Raw genomic sequence first — 17,274 nt, 5'->3', positions numbered from 1 at the left:
CGGTACTAGTGCAGCAACCGTTCTTCCGCCCGGTTCACCGCATCGGCCGACCCGCGCAGCACCACCACATCGCCCACTTCGAGCTGCGTCAGCGGCGTGACATCGAGCCGCTCCTTCCCGCGCCGCACCGTGGTCACGTCGGCTCCCAATTCGGCCAGCTCCAGCTGGTCGATGCGCTTGCCGACCGAGGCGGCATCTTCGCGCAAGGTCACCGAATGCAGGCGCACGAACAAGTGCTCCGGATCGTCGCTGACGTCGCCGGTGCCATGAAAATACCCGCGCAGCGACGCGTAACGCTCGTCGCGCGCACTCTGCACCCGGTGCACCACGCGCCGCAGCGGCACGCCCATCATCACCAGCGCGTGCGAGGCGAGCATCAGGCTGCCCTCCAGCGCTTCCGGCACCACTTCCGCCGCGCCGGCTTTTTTCAGCACATCGAGATCGGTATCGTCATAACTGCGCACGATCACCGGCAAGGTCGGCGCCAGCTCGTGCACCAGGTGCAGCACCTTGATCGCCGACGGCGTGCTGGCATACGTGATCACCAGCGCGCTGGCGCGGTAAATACCGGCCGCCACCAGGCTTTCGCGGCGCGCGGCATCGCCATACGACACATGCGCACCCGCTGCCTGCGCTTCCTGCACCCGTTCCGGGTCCAGGTCGAGCGCCTGGTAAGCCACTTTTTCCTCGGTCAGCAAGGTCGCCAGGGTCTGGCCGCTGCGCCCGAAGCCGGCGATGATCACGTGCTTCTGGGTCGACATGGTGCGGCTGGCGATTTGCGTGAGCTGGAGCGACTGCATCATCCATTCGTTGGACGAGACCTTCATCACGATCTGGTCCGACTTGGCGATGATGAACGGCGCCACCAGCATCGACAGCACCATCGAGGCCAGCACCAGCTGGATGATGAAGTCATCGATCAGATGTGCGCCGGAGGTCAGGTTGAGCAGCACGAAGCCGAATTCGCCCGCCTGCGCCAGCGCCAGGCCGGTGCGGATCGACACGCCATCGGACGCGCCGAACAGCTTGGCCAGCACCCCGATCAGCGCGAACTTGAGCAGCACCGGCAGCACCAGCAGCAACAGCACCAGCCACCAGTTTTCCAGCACCAGGCCGACATTGAGCAGCATGCCGACGGTGATGAAAAACAGTCCGAGCAGGACGTCGCGGAATGGCTTGATATCTTCTTCCACCTGGTGCTTGTACTGGGTCTCGGAAATGAGCATGCCGGCCACGAACGCGCCCAGGGCCAGCGACAGGCCGGCGTGCTCGGTGATCCAGGCCGCGCCCAGGGTGATGAGCAGCAGGTTGAGCATGAACAGCTCCTGCGAGCGGCGCTTGACGACGATGGTGAACCAGGTGCGCATGACCTTCTGGCCGATGAACAGCAGCAGTACCAGCACGATCACCGCTTTCAGGCCGGCCCAGGCCAGCGTTTCGGCCAGTTCCTCGGGTGGCTTGCCGAGCGAGGGGATGAGAATGAGCAGCGGTACCACGGCCAGATCCTGGAACAGCAGGATGCCGATGATCTTGCGGCCATGCTGGCTTTCGAGTTCGAGCCGCTCGGTCAGCATCTTGACCACGATCGCGGTCGACGACATGGCCAGCGCGCCGCCCAGCGCAAACGCGGCCTGCCAGGTGATCTTCAGCGATGCCGGCAACTGGGTCGAGAGCAGCCACCCGAACAGCATGGTGGCCACGATGGTCAGCACCACCTGGGCCATCCCGAGGCCGAACACGATGCGCCGCATCGCCATCAGCTGCGACAGGGAGAATTCCAGCCCGATCGAAAACATCAGGAAAACAACGCCGAATTCGGCCAGGGTTTCGGTGGTCTTGCTGTTTTCGGCCAGGCCCAGGGCGTGCGGGCCAATCAGGATGCCGACGGCCAGGTAGCCGAGCATCGGCGGCAGGTGCATCATGCGGAAAGCGACCACACCGAGTACGGCGCTGCCTAACAGAAGGAGGGTAAGTTCTAGTCCTGAAAACATGCGTTGCCGTGTAAAGGAATGGTAAAGGCCGGGCGAAAACACGGAGTGACGACCGGCGACCTCGAAAAACCAACTGCGCGACGTCATTTTCGCCCTGCGATGCTCGCCGTACCTTCGTACGGCTGCGCGTCTCGGACAAAAATGCCGCCGCTCGCTACGGTTTTGCGGGGTCCCCGACGATTTCTGCGTCTGGCAAGTTTTTTGCTTTCGCAATTCGTTTATACTTCTGCCATGAGTGTAACCCATGAAAAAACAATGCTGAAAGCTTTTGACAAAAACCTCACGCAACGCGCCATGCTACTGGCCCGCGAGACGCTCGAAATCGAAGCGGACGCCATCCGCGCCCTGCACGCACGCCTGGAGACCGACGACAGCGTCGGCCAGGCCGTGGGCCTGCTGATGGAGTGCAGCGGGCGGGTGGTTGTCTCCGGCATGGGCAAGTCGGGCCATATCGCACGCAAGATCGCCGCCACCCTGGCCTCGACCGGCACCCCGGCCATGTTCGTGCACCCGGGCGAAGCGGCCCACGGCGACCTTGGCATGGTCACCGCGCAGGATGCCTTCATCGCCATCTCGAACTCCGGCGAGACGGCCGAACTGATGGCGATCCTGCCGATCATCAAGCGCATGGGCGCGCCGCTGATCGCCATGACCGGCAACCCGCAATCGAGCCTGGCGCTGCTGGCCGACGTGCACCTGGACGTCTCGGTGGCCAAGGAAGCCTGTCCGCTCAACCTGGCGCCGACCGCCAGCACCACCGTCACCCTGGCGCTGGGCGACGCGCTGGCCGTGGCCCTGCTCGACGCGCACGGCTTCAAGGAAGAAGACTTCGCCCGCTCGCATCCGGGCGGCGCGCTTGGCCGGCGCCTGCTGACCCACGTGCGCGACGTCATGCGCAGCGGCGACGCGGTGCCGAAGGTGAGCGCCGACGTGTCGCTGTCGGTGGCCCTGCTCGAAATCACCCAGAAGGGCATGGGCATGACCGCCATCGTCGACGAGGCCCAGCGCCCGGTCGGCGTATTTACCGACGGCGACCTGCGCCGCCTCATCGAGCGCGTGCAGGACTTCACCAAGATCACGATCCGCGACGTGATGCACGCCGATCCGCGCCGCGTCGGTCCCGACCAGCTGGCGGTCGATGCGGTGGCCATCATGGAAGAATTCCGTATCAACCAGATGCTGGTGGTCGATGCCGACGGCAAGCTGGTGGGCGCCCTGCATATCCACGACCTGACCCGCGCGAAGGTAATTTGATGATCCAGCTCGAACACATGCAACGCGCCGCCGCCGTCAAGGTCATGATTTTCGACGTCGACGGCGTGCTGACCGACGGCAGCCTGACCTACGGCCCCGATGGCGAAGCGACCAAGACTTTCAATGTGCTCGATGGCCTGGGCATCCAGCTGCTGCAAAAGAGCGGCGTGGCCACCGCCATCATCAGTGCGCGCCAGTCGCCGATCGTGGTGCGGCGCGCGGCCGACCTGGGAATCATGCATGTCCACCAGGGCATCCACGACAAGCGCGTCGCCTTTGCCAAGCTGCTCGAAGCGACCGGCGTGACGGCCGCGCAGTGCGGCTACATCGGCGACGACGTCATCGACCTGCCGCTGCTGCTGCAAGTCGGCTTTGCCGTTACCGTGCCGACCGGCCACCCGGAAGTGCAGTACCGCGCCCATTACGTCACCAAGGCCGGCGGCGGACGCGGCGCCGTGCGCGAAGTGTGCGACATGGTCATGCGCGCGCAGGGCACCTACGAGGCGGCCCTGGCGCCGTACTTCGCCTGATGCCAGCCACGGGAGACCACCATGCATAAGCGCACCGCACACCGCTGGCGCCTGACCGCGATCATGGTGGTCGGGACCTTCTTCGCCTTCGGCACCTTCTGGCTGGTCCAGCTGGCGCAAAATGGCGACGCGTCGGTCGATCCGAACAATTTCAAGAATGAACCCGACTACATCGTCGAACAATTCAGCTTCGTGCGCATGACGCCCGAGGGCAAGCCGCGCTACCTGGTCTCCGGCGCCAAGCTCACGCACCGCCCGATCGACGATTCCTCGGACGTCGAACTGCCGGTGCTGCAGGGTGTCGCGCCCGGCCAGCCGGTCACCACCATCACTTCCCAGCGCGCGCGCATCCGCCACGCCCAGAACCAGGCGGACCTGATCGGCAATGTCAACGTGGTGCGGCCCGAGTCGCCCACCAACCGCGGCATGCAGCTCAAGACCGAAGCGCTGACCGTATTTACCGACGAAGACCGCATGACCTCCGACCAGCCGGTCCAGGTCACGCTGGGCACCGCCACCATCACCGGGACCGGCATGGACGCGAACAACGCGACGCGCGAGCTTAAGTTCGCCAGCCGCGGGCAGATCGTCTATCCACCGAAAGCGGCGCGCGCAGCGCCACCCATCACAGGTAAACCACAATGAAAAAATTTCTAGCCTTCGCCCTGCTCGGACTGGCCGCGGCAACCGCGTCCGCCGAAAAGGCCGATGCCGCCAAACAGGCGGTGATCGGTTACGATTCCCTTGAAACCAACGAAGTGACCCAGGTGACCATACTGACCGGGAACGTGGTCGTCACCAAGGGCACCCTGATCCTCAAGTCCGACCGCGCCATCATCAAGGAAACGCCCGAAGGCGACATGTTCGTGACCCTGACCGCCAGCGCCGGCAAGGCCGCCACGTTCCGCCAGAAACGCGACGGCGGCCCGGACCTGTGGATCGAAGGCCAGGCCCAGCGCATCGAATACGATGAGCGCAACGACATGATGAAGCTCTTCTCCGGCGCCAAGATCCGCCAGCTGGAAGGCCAGAAGCCGACCAACGAAATCGAGAGCGAATTCATTTCCTACGACAGCCGCAAGGAAGTCTTCGTGGCTCGTAACGACGCCAGCGGCGCCAACAAGCCGGGCCAGGGCCGTGGCACCATGATCATCGCGCCGCGCAAGCCGCGCGCGGCACCGGCCACGCCGCCGGGCGCTCCCGCACCGGCGCCAGCACCGGCCACCACGCCAGCGGCGGGAAACCCATGATCGAAACGAAGAATTGCGGCAGCACGCTGATCGTGCGCGGCCTGCAGAAAAGCTACGGCAAGCGCCTGGTCGTACGCGACGTCTCGCTGCAGGTCGACTGCGGCGAAGTGGTCGGACTGCTCGGCCCCAATGGCGCCGGCAAGACCACCTCGTTCTACATGATCGTCGGCCTGGTGCCGTCGGATGCGGGCACCATCGACATCAGCGGGGTCGATATTTCGAGCCTGCCGATCCACCGCCGCGCCACGCTCGGCCTGTCGTACCTGCCGCAGGAAGCGTCGGTGTTCCGCAAGTTGACGGTCGAAGAAAACATCCGCGCCGTGCTGGAACTGCAAAAGGTGGACTGCAAGGCGCTGACCAAGGCGCAGATCAACGAGCGCCTCGACACCCTGCTGGCCGACCTGCAAATTGAAAAACTGCGCGAAAACCAGGCCATGACGCTGTCGGGCGGCGAGCGGCGCCGGGTCGAGATCGCGCGCGCACTGGCGACCAACCCGCGCTTCGTGCTGCTCGACGAACCGTTCGCCGGGGTCGATCCGATCGCCGTCATCGAGATCCAGCGCATCGTGCGCTTCCTCAAGCAGCGCGGCATCGGCGTTCTGATCACCGACCATAACGTACGCGAAACGCTGGGCATCTGCGACCGCGCCTACATCATCAACCAGGGTGCGGTGCTCGCTTCCGGCCGACCCGACGACATCATCGCCGATGAATCCGTGCGCCGGGTCTACCTGGGCGAACACTTCCGGATGTAGGCATGAAACAGTCCCTTCAACTACGCACCTCCCAGCACCTCGCCCTCACGCCGCAGCTGCAGCAGTCGATCCGGCTGCTGCAGTTGTCGACCCTGGAACTGCACCAGGAACTGGAACAGCTGTTAAGCGACAATCCGCTGCTCGAACGGCTCGACGATCCGCTCGATCATTCGGTGCGCCTGCTCGGCGATGGCGCCATCAGCAGTACCTCGACGCCGACCGAAGCGGCGCCCGAGCCGGGGGCGCAGGATGCGCCGGCGCCGGCCGAAGGCGAAGGCTTCGAGGGCGGCGAGGCGGATAGCCCGGCCAGCAGCAGCGACAACGATGGCGAATGGGGCGACCTCGGTCGCGCCAAGACGTCCGACGACGAGGATTCGCGCCCGCAGCTCGAAGCGTCCGCCACCACCTTGCGCGAGCACCTGATGGAGCAGATGCGCGTGACCGTGCTGGAGCCGCGCGACCGCGCGCTGGTCGAACTGATCGTCGACGCCGTCGACGACAATGGCTACCTGACCGAAACGCTGGAAGAGATCCACGAGCGCATGCCGCCCGAGCTGGAAATCGAAATCGAGGAATTGCGCACCGCGCTGGCGCTGCTGCAAAGTTTCGACCCGATCGGCGTGGGCGCGCGCAATGCGTCCGAATGCCTGGCGTTGCAGATCCGGCGCATGCCGGGCGTGGCGCTGGTGACGCGGCGCATGGCGCTGACCATCGTCGAGAACCATCTGACCTGGTTCGCCCAGCGCGAATTCAACAAGCTGAAAAAAGCGCTCGACTGCGACGACGAGGACTTGCGCGAGGCGCAGACCGTGATCCGCCAGTGCAATCCGCATCCGGGCGCGGAGTTCGCGTCCGATGTGTCGGACTACGTGGTGCCGGACGTGATCGTGCGCAAAGCGAAAAACGGCTGGTCGGTGATGCTCAATAACGACGTCATGCCGCGCCTGCGCGTGAACAGCATGTACGCCGCGCTGCTCAAGCAGGGCAAGGGCGAAGGGCAGATGGGCGCGCAGCTGCAGGAAGCCAAGTGGCTGATCAAGAACATGCGCCAGCGCTTCGATACCATCTTGCGGGTGGCCGAAGCGATCGTCGAACGCCAGCGCAATTTCTTCTCGCACGGCGCGGTGGCGATGCGTCCGCTGGTGCTGCGCGAAATCGCCGACACGCTCGGCCTGCACGAAAGTACGATCTCGCGCGTGACCACGCAAAAGTACATGATGACGCCGCACGGCATGTTCGAGCTGAAGTATTTTTTCGGCAGCCACGTGGCCACCGAAGCGGGTGGCGAAGCGTCGTCGACGGCGATTCGCGCGCTGATCGTGCAGCTGACCAGCGCGGAGGATCCCAAAAGCCCTCTGTCGGACAGCAAGATCGCCGACATGCTAGGCGAGCAGGGCATGGTGATCGCGCGCCGCACGGTCGCCAAGTACCGCGAAGCGCTCAAGATTCCGCCGGTCGCCCTGCGCAAGTGCCTGTAGGGTGTTCAGGGTTGCGCGGCGCCTAGAAAAACTCCGGGTGCTCGCGCAGCAGCAGCTGTTCGTACTGGTTGACCGCCTTGAACTGTTCCAGCCCCGGCGCCATGCGCCGGCCCGCGTCCCAGCTGCGCCAGGCGCGCGCTATGTCATAGCTTTTGAACAGCGCATCGCCCATATCCTTGTAGGCTCCGGCCAGCGCCGGATTGGCGCGCAATACGCTGGCGTACAGCGGTAGCGCGCCGCGTACGTCGCCCAGCTTGGCGCGCCAATTTGCTTCAAACAACGCCAGCATGTGCTGCTTGTGCGTGGTGAGCTTGCGCAGTTCCTGCAGCGTGGCGAGCGCCGCCTCCATCTCTGCCTTCCCCTTGGGGCGCATCGCCGCCGCGAACGCGCGCACTTGCGGGTCGGCGTTGAGCAGCACCTTCTGCTCCGGGGTCGGCGTTTTCATCGGGTCACCGCTGACGAACGCCAATTCGGACATGCCGAGCATGGCGTCGAAGGCGCGCTTGTCGGCGAACGCTTGTGCGATCCCGGTTTCGAACGCTTGCCTGGTTGCCGCCGTCGGCGGCGCGGCATTCGCCTGCGCCTTGTCGAGCAGCTGATCGAGATCGTTATCCTGCGCCGCGCGCGGCTTGTACGGCTTGAGGTCGTAGCTGGCCGGGGCGCTTTGCCTGAGCGCGCTGACCGTATAGGTGCGCGTCTGGCTGTGGCCGACCTGCTTGTGGTGCATCACGAAGCCGGCCGGCACGCGCTTTTCGCTGGCCAGGCGCGCCAGCACCAGCGGATGGCCGCCGAAACGGTAGCGCATCATGCGCTCGAATTGGGCCGCGTCGCCGGCGCCGATGCTGGTGCCGCCGGCCGGGATGCGCGCCAGCGGATTGCCGTCGACCGCCAGCACGGTGGCGCCGGCCTCGTTCGATTCGGACAGCTTGCGCGGCGCCGACGCGACCGACAGATTATGTTCATCGAAGACCGGGTCGAAGGCCGGCAGGTCGACCTTGGCCACGCTCAGTGCCTGGTTCATCACCGAGCGGTTCTTCAGCTCCTGTACGCGAAAGCCGGCTTCGTCGAACAGCGAGTAATCGACATAGCGGCGAGTGGCCAGGTCGATCTGGTAGCGGCGCCGGGTCGCCAGGTCGTAGATCGTCGATTCGCCCGTGCTGCTCACCGACAGATAGCGTTCGCCCAGTACCACCTTGTACTGCTTGACCTCGTCCGGCGGCGGGTTGTTGCCGTGCGTGGCGACCGCGTATTTGGTGGCGACGCTCAGGTCGAAACTGAGGGCGGCAAAGGCCGGGGCACTGGCGCACAGGGCGCCGGCCAGGAGTAGGCGCGGCAGGGAGATGAAGGCGGATCGTTTGAACATGTCGGCATCGGGAAATTGGCGGGGGAAGCGATTGTAGGGGAAGACCGTTGTCTTAACTATATTGGTCTATATACCTGCTACTTTCCGATCCCGCCGGTATCGCGAGGATATACCGCAGCGAATATATCGCCTATTTCCCCTTGATTCCTGCCGTCTTTGTGCTTACCTTGTGCTATGCCGAATAACTGATACACTTGGTTCTACACGAGGGAAAGTTGCTCGGGTACAAAAATGAAGGAGTTGAATACCATTAAACCCATTAATCGATTGGCAATTTTTCGGACCAGCATGACCAGCTCGTCCGTGCAGTAATAACGCTGTTCCTCTGCGCTGCCATGCGTACGAACCGATAGTAACAAGAAGTGCCATTATCATTAGGAGTGTGTGTATGAATCTCACAATCAGTGGACATCATCTTGAAGTAACGCCAGCCATCCGTGAATACGTACAAAGCAAGCTTGAGCGCGTAAGGCGCCATTTCGATCAAGTGATCGATATTGCAGTCATCCTCACCGTCGACAATCTGACGGAAAAAGAAAAACGTCAAAAGGCCGAGATCAACCTGCGCCTGTCGGGCAAAACCGTGTATGTGGAAAGCCTGTCGCACGATCTCTACGCCGCCATCGATACCCTGATCGACAAACTGGATCGTCAGGTCATGAAGTACAAAAACAAGATCCAGGACCACAATCACCAGGCCATCAAGCACCTGCCTGAAGAGATGCCTGAAGAAGAGTCGCCGTCGGCCGCATAAGCAGGCCCCGTCTCTTTCGCCAAAGGGCGCCCGCGTGGCGCCCTTTTTGCATCCGCGCGCGATAAAATAGCGCTCTTTTCCTCTTCCATCAGCCAGCCATGAGCGAATTCGTCCACACCCGCGTTGCCAACCGTACCGGCATGATTACCCTCGACCGTCCCAAGGCCCTCAATTCGCTGTCGCTGGCGATGGTGCGCGACCTGGCCGAGGTGTTGAGCGCATGGCGTATTGATCCCGCCATCGATGCCGTGGTCATTGGCAGCAGCAGCGAAAAAGCGCTGTGCGCCGGCGGCGACATCCGCTTTTTCCACGATTGCGGCCATGCCACGCCGATGGGCGGCAGCGCGCTGCTGGAAGATTTTTTCACCGAAGAATACGCGCTCAATCACCTGATTCATTTTTACCCGAAGCCGTATATCGCGCTGATGGATGGCGTGGTGATGGGCGGCGGCATGGGCATTGCGCAGGGCGGACCTGACTGCCGCATCCGCATCGTCACCGAAAAAACCAAGATGGCCATGCCCGAGGTGAATATCGGCCTGTTTCCCGACGTGGGCGGCAGCTATTTCCTGTCGCGCGCGCCGGGGCAGCTGGGGCAGTACCTGGGCCTGACCGGCCTGACCATCGGCGCGGCCGACGCCCTGTATGTCGGGCTGGCCGACCTGTTCGTGCCGCAGGCGCAGATGGGCGCGCTCAAGGAACTGATCGAGGCCACCCCGGGCGCGCAGCTGCGCGCGGCCATCGGCGCGTTCGCGGCGCCGTTTTCCGCTGATGCGGGCGCATCGATCCTGGCCGCGCAGCGCGATGGCATCGACCGCCACTTCGGCGCCGCTTCGGTCGCCGCCATCATGGCCTCGCTCGAAGGCGACGACGGCGAGTTCGCGCAAAAGGCGCTGGCCGCCATGCGCCAGCGTTCCCCGCTGATGATGTGCGTGACGCGCGAACTGCTGCTGCGCGGTGCCGCGCTCGATGTCGCCGATTGCCTGCGCATGGAACGCACCGTGGTGCGCCACAATTTCGAACACGGCGAAGTGCTCGAAGGCGTGCGCGCGCTCGTCATCGACAAGGACAACGCGCCCAAGTGGAATCCGGCCAGCCTCGATCAGGTCGACGCGCCGATGGTCGAGCGCTTTTTTGCGCCGGTGTGGCCGGCGGCCGCGCATCCGCTGCGCCATCTGGATTGACGTGATGCCCGGGGCGCGGCGTGGCATATGATCTTTACGTCGGCCCCGGCAACTGGCGCGATGGCCCGCGCGATCACGTCGGTAGCGTCGATTTCAGCGAGCTGCCTGCCTTCTCGCGCCTTGTCAAACGCGGCGATTATGATTTCATCGAACGGATGTCCAAGCTGTTCGACGACCAGGCCTTCGATCTGGGCGACATTGAACGGGCTCTCGATGCGATGCTGCCGCTGCTGCACGCCAGCCTGCAAGCGGATGAACGCACCTTGCTGCACAAGCTGATCGCCGTGCTGTCCTTTGCCAGCCGCAGGCAGCAGGGGCTGTTCTGCATATCCGACTGAATCCAGTGGCGCTTGACCTTATGTGACAAATGTCGCATACTTGCCCTATCAGTCACAAAGTGGAGCATCGTCATGTCGGTCATTCCTTCGGTTTCAGAACTCAGCCTGCTCAAAGTCCTCTGGAAGGACCAGCCTCTGAGCGCGCGCGAACTGCACGAGCGTGCCGTCGCGGAACTGGACTGGTCGTTTTCCTCGACCCGCAAGACGCTCGAACGCATGCTCGACAAGCAGATGGTGTCGCAGCATGCGCAGCACGGCGTGCAGGTCTACCGCGCCCAGCTCGACAAGGTGACGACCCTGGCCGCCTTTGCGCGCGACTTCGGACGCCGCGTGATGGAGATCGACGCGCCGCTGCCCGTCAATATGTTCACCGGCAGTAAACTGGTCGACCAGCAGGAACTCGCGGAACTCGAACAGATGCTGCAAGACTGGCCCGACGCGAAGGACTGAGCATGCTGAACGCGATCGCCTTTCCCTTCCTTAAAGCGAGCATTACCTGCGGCATTGCGGCCGCCGTCATCCTGGCGCTGCTCTCGCTCGCGACGCGCGCGTGGCCGGTGCTGGCCGGGCACCGCTCGGTGTGGCTCTGGTCGCAGGCGGCCATCGCTTGCGCCTTCGTGCTCGCGCTGCTGCCGCACAGCGCCAGTTACAGCGTGCTGCCGGCTATCGAGATCGAACGTTCGGCGGTGGTCGCCGCGAAGCCGCCGCAGCACGTTGGGGCGGATGACGTGGATGGCGCCGACGACGACCTCGATGTCATCGAGCTGCTCGCGCAAGCCTGGCTGGCGCTGTATGCGGCCGGCCTGCTGGCCGCCGGTGCGCGCTGGATGCATGCACAGCGCGGCCTGCGCGCCTTGCTGGCCAGCGCGCGCCCGCTCGACGCCCCGGCACTGGCGCAGCATGCGGGCTTTGGCGCCGAGCCGGTGGCTGCGCTGCTGCGGCGCGGCCTGCGCGTATCCGAAACCGACGCCGCCATCTCGCCCATGCTGACCGGCCTCGCGCGGCCACACTTGCTGCTGCCGCGCCATCTGCGCAGCTTCAGCGACGAGCAGCAGCGCCTGATCGTCGCCCACGAACTGACCCACTGGCAGCGCCGCGATCCCTTGTGGCTGCACGCGGGCATGCTGCTGCAAACCCTGTTCTGGTTCAATCCCCTGCTGGCGGTGCTGACCCGGCGCCTGAACTGGGCGCAGGAGCTGGGATGCGACCGCGCCGTGCTGGCCGGCCGCCCTGCGCAGCAGCGCAAGCAGTATGCGGCCGCCCTGGTGGCCCAGCTCAAGGTGCAGCAGGACAGCTTCTGCGTGCCGACAGCCAGCATCGCCTTTGGCCATGGCAACGCCGCATCGCTGCGCGCCAGGGTGGGCCTGATCCGCGAGCAGGGATTGCGCGCCGCCGGCTTGCCGGGCAAGGCCGCGGTGGCCGCCGCGCTGGTATCGGTGCTGGGCGCGAGCCTGTTCCTGCAGCCGGCGTTTGCCTGGCGCGCTCCGGAATCCGCCGCGCCAGCAGCGCCACCCGCCGCCAGCGCGCCGCAGCAGTGGCGGATGCCGGTCGACCGCGTGCGCGTCACCAGCTTTTACGGCGCCGCGCGCAAGAACCTGGAAGACGGCCATCACGGCATCGACTTCGCCGCCAGCACCGGTACGCCCGTGCTGGCGGCTGCCAGCGGCACCGTACTCGCATCGACCGCGCAGTACGAAGGCGGGCCGCAATACGGCGATGTGATCGTGATCGAACATGCCAACGGCGTGCGCTCGCTGTACGCTCACCTGAGCGTGCGTTCGGCGCAGCCGGGCCAGGTGGTGCGCGCCGGCGAGATGATCGGCCTGGCCGGCGGCACCGGCAAGGTCACCGGTCCCCACTTGCATCTGGAAGCCTTCCGTAACGGCGAGCGCATCGATCCGCAGCGGATGCTGACGTCCCTCGACGCCTATGCCACTTCGCAGGCGCTGCGCAAGCGTCCCGCCAAACTTTAACCAACTCCCCGGTCAGGCGCGGTTTCCCCTGCGGCGCAGCAGCGCCGCAGGGCTGCGCTCGTCCCTGAACACCATCGAAGGAAACCCATGCAGATCCGTCCGTATGCCTGCGCCTGCGCGCTGGCTTTATCCTCGCCTGCGCTGGCCGCCGACGTGCTTCCCAAAATCGAGATCGCGGGCGCCCGTTACGACCAGCGCAGCGAAGAAACCGCCGCCAGCCTGGTGGTCGGCCGCGAAGAGCTGATGCGCCACGGCGACCGCTCGCTCGGCGACGCCCTCAAGCGCGTGCCCGGCATCACCATCGGCGACGGCGGCGGGCGCGCCAGCGATATCCGTCTGCGCGGCCTGGGTAAAGGCTACACGCAGGTGCTGCTCAACGGCGTGGCCGCGCCGGCCGGCTTTTCGCTCGAATCGCTGGCGCCGGAATTGATCGAACGGGTCGAGATTGCGCGCGGCGCCTCGGCGGCGACGAGCATGCAGGCTATCGCCGGCAGCGTCAACATCGTGCTGCGCAAGTCGGCCACGCGCCTGCGCGCCACCGTCAAGGCAGGGGTGGACACGCAGCACGGCCGGCGCTCGCCCAGCCTGGGCGGAGAATTCAGCGGCAAGGACGATGCGTTTTCGTATTCGGTTCCGGTGAGCCTGTCGTATTCGCCCTTGCCCGCGCCGTCGCACGAGGAAGAGACGGGGCCCGGCCTGCGCCGCAGCACGCGCCTGAACGAAGACAACATCACGCGCCTTGCGAGCCTGTCGCCGCGGGCAAACTGGAAGCTGGCCAACGGCGACACGCTCGGCTTGCAGGCCTTCCTTAGCATCAGCCGGCGCGCAACCGATGCATGGGCCAGCGAGACCACGCAGGAAGGGGCGCCGACCCTGCATCCGCAGCGCGCCGCAGTGTTCAGCATGCCGGCGACATGGCTGCGCGCCGATCTGGAATGGACGCGCAGCCTGGGCGAGGGCGCGCGCATCGAAGCGAGGGGCGGCATCCACCGCAGCTGGCGCGAGTCCGACTTCGAGTTCGGCGATGTGATCAATGGCCGGCGCGCGCCCGCGCTCAACCTGGTCACGTCCGAGTTGCGCGAAGGCGGCTATCACGCGGGCGCCAGCTGGACGCGGCCTGTGGGGGGCGGTCACACGCTCACGGCCGGCTGGGATGGCGCGCACACGACGCGCAGCCAGACCCGCGTTGCCAGCGAACGCGATACCTTCGACGAGGCGCCGCTCCTGACCGACAACCGCTATCACGGCATCATCGACCGGCTTGGCGTGTTCGCGCAGGATGGCTGGGAGATCAGCCCCGCGTGGTCGCTCTCGGCCGGCCTGCGCTGGGAAACGCTGCGTACCTCGGTCGCCGAAGCCGGCGTGGCGGCGGTGCGCCAGCGCAGCGTGATCCCCGCGCCGGTGCTGCAAGCGCTGTACAAACCGGCCGCCGGCCACCAGCTGCGCGCGGGACTGGCCCGCACCTACAAGGCGCCCGCGATGGGCAGCTTGATCCCGCGCCGCTACACGGTCGACAACAACAACAGCGCCACCAATCCGCACAGCGAGGGCAACCCGGCGCTGCGGCCCGAAAAAGCCTGGGGCCTCGATGCCGGCTACGACCGCCAAATCGGCAAGGATGGCTTGCTGGCGGCAAGCGCCTACGTGCGCCGCATCGACGACGTGACGGTCACGCGGCTGTTCCAGGATGGTGCGGATTGGGTATCGACGCCGGCCAACCAGGGCAGGGCGAGCGCGCGCGGCATCGCGCTGGAAGCGAAGCTGCCGCTGCCCGGTGTTGCGCGCGCGGCGTTGAACGGCAACGTGGCGCGCAACTGGTCGCGCATCGACAAGGTACAGGGGCCGGACAACCGGCTGGCGGAGCAGGCGCCGCTCACGGCCAGCCTGGGCATCGATGTGCGCGCCGCGCTGACGGTGGGAGCGAGCTTCACGTATGCACGCGGTGCGGTGACGCGCTACTCGCCCGTATGGCGCGAATGGAATGGCGGCACGCGCTTGCTGGATACGTATGTTTTGTGGGGAGCGGGCAAGCAGACGCGCCTGCGGGTCGGACTGACCAATGTGCTGCGGCGTTCAAACGTTTCGCAGTCGGACCATGGCGGCGACGGCGTCATGCGCTCCACCAGGCGCGAGCTGACGCCCGGCGCGGCGTTGCGCATCACGTTCGAGCATGATGTTGAACGGCCCAAATGAGCCGGCGGATCAGGACTGTTCGCGGTGCCTGAGCACGACCCGTTCGGTCGGGCTGAAGTAAGCGGCGAGGCGCTCGGCCATGTACACGGAGCGATGCTGCCCGCCGGTGCAGCCCAGCGCCACGGTCAGGTAGCTGCGGTTGTCGGTCTTGAACGACGGCAGCCACTTCTCGACGAAGGCGCGGATGTCTTCCAGCAGTTCGGCCGCGCTGGGCTGGGCGTCGAGGAAGGCGATCACCGGCGCATCCATGCCGGTGAGGGGGCGCAGCGTCAGGTCGTAGTAGGGATTGGGCAAGGCGCGCACGTCGAATACGAAGTCGGCGTCGAGCGGTACGCCCAGTTTGAACGCGAACGACTCGAAAAAGAGCGTGAGCGGCGCGCGTTCGATCTCGACTAGTTCCTTGATCCACGCGCGCAGCTTGTTGGCTGACAGGTCGGACGTGTCGATCACATGGCCCAGCTGTTCGATGGCGGACAGGCGCTCGCGCTCTTCGAGAATGCACTCGATCAGGGTGCGGCGCGAAGCGGGATTTTCATCGGGACGCAGCTGGTGCGACAGCGGATGGCTGCGCCGCGTTTCGGAAAAGCGCGCGACCAGCGAGTGCGTGTTCGAGGTCAGGAACATGACCTTGATGTCGTGGCCCTGGTCTTTCAGCAAACGGATGTTGGTGGGCAGTTCGACCAGCGACTGGGCGCTGCGCGCATCGACCGCGACGGCGGCGCAGGCAGTGCCGTCCGCGATCAGCGCGTCGATCAGGCTCGGTAACAAGGCTGGCGGAAGGTTGTCGACGCAGTAGTAGCCTGCATCTTCAAGCACGTTGAGGGCGACCGATTTGCCCGATCCGGAAATACCTGTAATGAGTACAATGCGCATAGGCCCGATGATACCCCAAGCGGGTGGGCTTTGCTTAGGCACTATGCATGATTCTCAACAGGCAACAGAGATTTTACAACGGTCTTTGGCGCTACCTGTGCGTACAGCTAGGTTTAGTCGCTGCTCATCGCCTGGTGAAGCAGGGGGGCTCAGGGAGCGCCGCTCCGTGCCTGAGAAACGGTGTGTCCTTGCAAGGGCTTACCGCGTAAACAGACCTGGTTTGAACAGCGATCCGTGAGCAGAACCGCGCCGTCAATGCACTGGCAGCGACCCAGGCCGCAGCCGACGCGCGGCGCCCAAGCCCAGCATCTCGCAGTGGCGAACGGCAAGCGCTACGAGAATGCCTTGGCCCAGGTCTGGAACGCCAAGCAGTTTCGCGCTGGCTGGGCATGAGCTGGTGATCGTACTGATGGCGGAGGGTAATCACGACCTGGCATCATCCATGTGGTTGCGGGCAATAGTGGCGCGCAACACTGTGACGCCGGAAATGCTGGCTGCAGCATGAGCCTCCGCGCCCGCCGATGCGACGCCACGCCGACGCTGACCGAGCGCTTCGCCGACGCGGTCCAGATCGTCAAGTTGGAATGCACCTGCGGTGCGCACGGCGCCACGCTCATGTACACGAAGCCGGAGGACAGGACCAAGATGATCCAGGCGGCAGAGGATGGATGGAATTTATCTGCCGCCCTTGGGGTGGTGCAAGCGGATATTATTCGGGCGAAGTAAAGAGGTACGATGCAAGAATTTCTCGCATTCTGCCAATATCGGCTCTAATTGATGTGCTTGCCCCCCCCTTTTCAGCAGCCTCGATCTTTCTTGCCAGAAGCTCTTCCATTTTCTGCTTTGCTGCCGGGTATCGTGAAGCTAAAATCCCCCACGTTTGAAAACCGTAGATGCGCCTAAACATCTCAGATGGCAGAAGATCTGGAATCGGATTGTCATGAATCCAAACTAGTGCTTCCAACGCCGCCTCATAATTGCCCTCCCCGATTAGGTCGCATGCACTCATAAAAGTGTCTCTTAACTTTTCCATCTGCAAATGTTGATCCATAACGCAACTCCGTATCGCAAAAGCGATTTAGACCGCACTAATGATCGTAAGTTTCGTAGGAGTGATTTTTCAACCACTTATCTTTTCCGTATCCGTCAACCCACTTCCAATCACCGGAATAGCAGCTCTCCGCGCATCTTTTGTAAAACTTGGTTGCCTCTTGAGCCTCTTGCAAAACTAGCGGAACGGATGAAAATTGCTTGGCAGCGCAAGCGAAAAGGTGGGGGTGGGCGCCCATTTCTGGCATGATTTAGTTTCTAACGCTTAATCAAAACGCCCACACCATG

The 17,274-nt window shown here is 64.4% G+C and carries 17 protein-coding genes; 13 read left to right on the top strand and 4 right to left on the bottom strand.

The annotated features are described in order from the left end of the window. Positions 1–5 precede the first annotated feature (5 nt). Positions 6–1,991, bottom strand: coding sequence for a monovalent cation:proton antiporter family protein (locus F2P44_RS31810; RefSeq protein ID WP_167093683.1), 1,986 nt, complete (start codon positions 1,989–1,991; stop codon positions 6–8). Between the two features lie 255 nt (positions 1,992–2,246). On the opposite strand from F2P44_RS31810, the gene F2P44_RS31805 reads away from it, so the two are divergent. Genes F2P44_RS31805 through F2P44_RS31780 form a run of 6 tightly spaced genes read left to right on the top strand, consistent with a single transcriptional unit; the run spans position 2,247 to position 7,258 of the window. Continuing rightward, on the top strand, positions 2,247–3,245 hold the full coding sequence (locus F2P44_RS31805) for a KpsF/GutQ family sugar-phosphate isomerase (protein WP_187363500.1): 999 nt from the start codon (positions 2,247–2,249) through the stop codon (positions 3,243–3,245). Beyond that, a complete protein-coding gene (locus tag F2P44_RS31800; RefSeq protein ID WP_167093679.1) occupies positions 3,245–3,775 on the top strand; it encodes a KdsC family phosphatase in 531 nt (176 codons plus the stop codon). Before F2P44_RS31805 ends, F2P44_RS31800 begins: the two co-directional genes overlap by 1 nt. Positions 3,776–3,796: 21 nt before the next feature. Next, on the top strand, positions 3,797–4,420 hold the full coding sequence (gene lptC, locus F2P44_RS31795) for an LPS export ABC transporter periplasmic protein LptC (RefSeq protein WP_167093677.1): 624 nt from the start codon (positions 3,797–3,799) through the stop codon (positions 4,418–4,420). Then, entirely contained in the window at positions 4,417–5,025 is a 609-nt protein-coding gene (lptA, locus tag F2P44_RS31790; protein WP_167093675.1) for a lipopolysaccharide transport periplasmic protein LptA, read from the top strand. Before lptC ends, lptA begins: the two co-directional genes overlap by 4 nt. Beyond that, positions 5,022–5,780, top strand: a complete 759-nt coding sequence (gene lptB, locus F2P44_RS31785; protein ID WP_167093673.1) for an LPS export ABC transporter ATP-binding protein — start codon at positions 5,022–5,024, stop codon at positions 5,778–5,780. The genes lptA and lptB overlap by 4 nt, the downstream gene beginning before the upstream one ends. Positions 5,781–5,782: 2 nt before the next feature. Further along, positions 5,783–7,258 carry an RNA polymerase factor sigma-54 gene (locus F2P44_RS31780; RefSeq protein WP_167093671.1) on the top strand — a complete coding sequence of 492 codons (1,476 nt, stop codon included), beginning with the start codon at positions 5,783–5,785 and terminating at the stop codon, positions 7,256–7,258. A 22-nt stretch (positions 7,259–7,280) separates the two neighbouring features. Here the strand turns inward: F2P44_RS31780 and F2P44_RS31775 are convergent, their stop codons facing one another. Next, the gene (locus tag F2P44_RS31775) at positions 7,281–8,621 is read right to left on the bottom strand and encodes a hypothetical protein (protein ID WP_167093669.1); all 1,341 of its coding nucleotides are present in this window, start codon (positions 8,619–8,621) and stop codon (positions 7,281–7,283) included. 388 nt (positions 8,622–9,009) lie between these two features. On the opposite strand from F2P44_RS31775, the gene hpf reads away from it, so the two are divergent. From hpf to F2P44_RS31745, 6 genes are all read left to right on the top strand, one after another. Further along, a complete protein-coding gene (gene hpf, locus F2P44_RS31770; protein WP_167093667.1) occupies positions 9,010–9,375 on the top strand; it encodes a ribosome hibernation-promoting factor, HPF/YfiA family in 366 nt (121 codons plus the stop codon). Positions 9,376–9,473: 98 nt separating this feature from the next. Next, positions 9,474–10,559, top strand: coding sequence for an enoyl-CoA hydratase/isomerase family protein (locus F2P44_RS31765; protein ID WP_167093665.1), 1,086 nt, complete (start codon positions 9,474–9,476; stop codon positions 10,557–10,559). Between the two features lie 20 nt (positions 10,560–10,579). Next, entirely contained in the window at positions 10,580–10,897 is a 318-nt protein-coding gene (locus F2P44_RS31760) for a hypothetical protein (RefSeq protein WP_167093663.1), read from the top strand. 72 nt (positions 10,898–10,969) lie between these two features. Beyond that, positions 10,970–11,347 carry a BlaI/MecI/CopY family transcriptional regulator gene (locus F2P44_RS31755; RefSeq protein WP_167093661.1) on the top strand — a complete coding sequence of 126 codons (378 nt, stop codon included), beginning with the start codon at positions 10,970–10,972 and terminating at the stop codon, positions 11,345–11,347. A gap of 2 nt (positions 11,348–11,349) precedes the next feature. After that, positions 11,350–12,870 (top strand): M23/M56 family metallopeptidase, encoded by a 1,521-nt coding sequence (locus F2P44_RS31750; RefSeq protein WP_167093659.1) that lies wholly within the window; start codon positions 11,350–11,352, stop codon positions 12,868–12,870. 87 nt (positions 12,871–12,957) lie between these two features. After that, on the top strand, positions 12,958–15,063 hold the full coding sequence (locus F2P44_RS31745; RefSeq protein WP_167093657.1) for a TonB-dependent receptor plug domain-containing protein: 2,106 nt from the start codon (positions 12,958–12,960) through the stop codon (positions 15,061–15,063). Between the two features lie 9 nt (positions 15,064–15,072). Here the strand turns inward: F2P44_RS31745 and rapZ are convergent, their stop codons facing one another. Next, positions 15,073–15,936 (bottom strand): RNase adapter RapZ, encoded by an 864-nt coding sequence (gene rapZ / locus F2P44_RS31740; protein ID WP_054265936.1) that lies wholly within the window; start codon positions 15,934–15,936, stop codon positions 15,073–15,075. A 501-nt stretch (positions 15,937–16,437) separates the two neighbouring features. Here rapZ and F2P44_RS31735 point away from each other — a divergent pair. Continuing rightward, positions 16,438–16,662: a hypothetical protein gene (locus tag F2P44_RS31735; protein WP_167093655.1), complete on the top strand. Its 225-nt coding sequence runs from the start codon at positions 16,438–16,440 to the stop codon at positions 16,660–16,662. Here the strand turns inward: F2P44_RS31735 and F2P44_RS31730 are convergent. Then, positions 16,646–16,987, bottom strand: a complete 342-nt coding sequence (locus F2P44_RS31730) for a hypothetical protein (RefSeq protein WP_054265938.1) — start codon at positions 16,985–16,987, stop codon at positions 16,646–16,648. The genes F2P44_RS31735 and F2P44_RS31730 overlap by 17 nt on opposite strands. Positions 16,988–17,274 lie beyond the last annotated feature (287 nt).

It is taken from the genome of Massilia frigida, assembly GCF_011682175.1.
Taxonomy (GTDB): domain Bacteria; phylum Pseudomonadota; class Gammaproteobacteria; order Burkholderiales; family Burkholderiaceae_D; genus Telluria_A; species Telluria_A frigida.
Note: the sequence above shows the minus strand (reverse complement) of the source record. Positions and strands in the feature narration are given on the sequence as shown.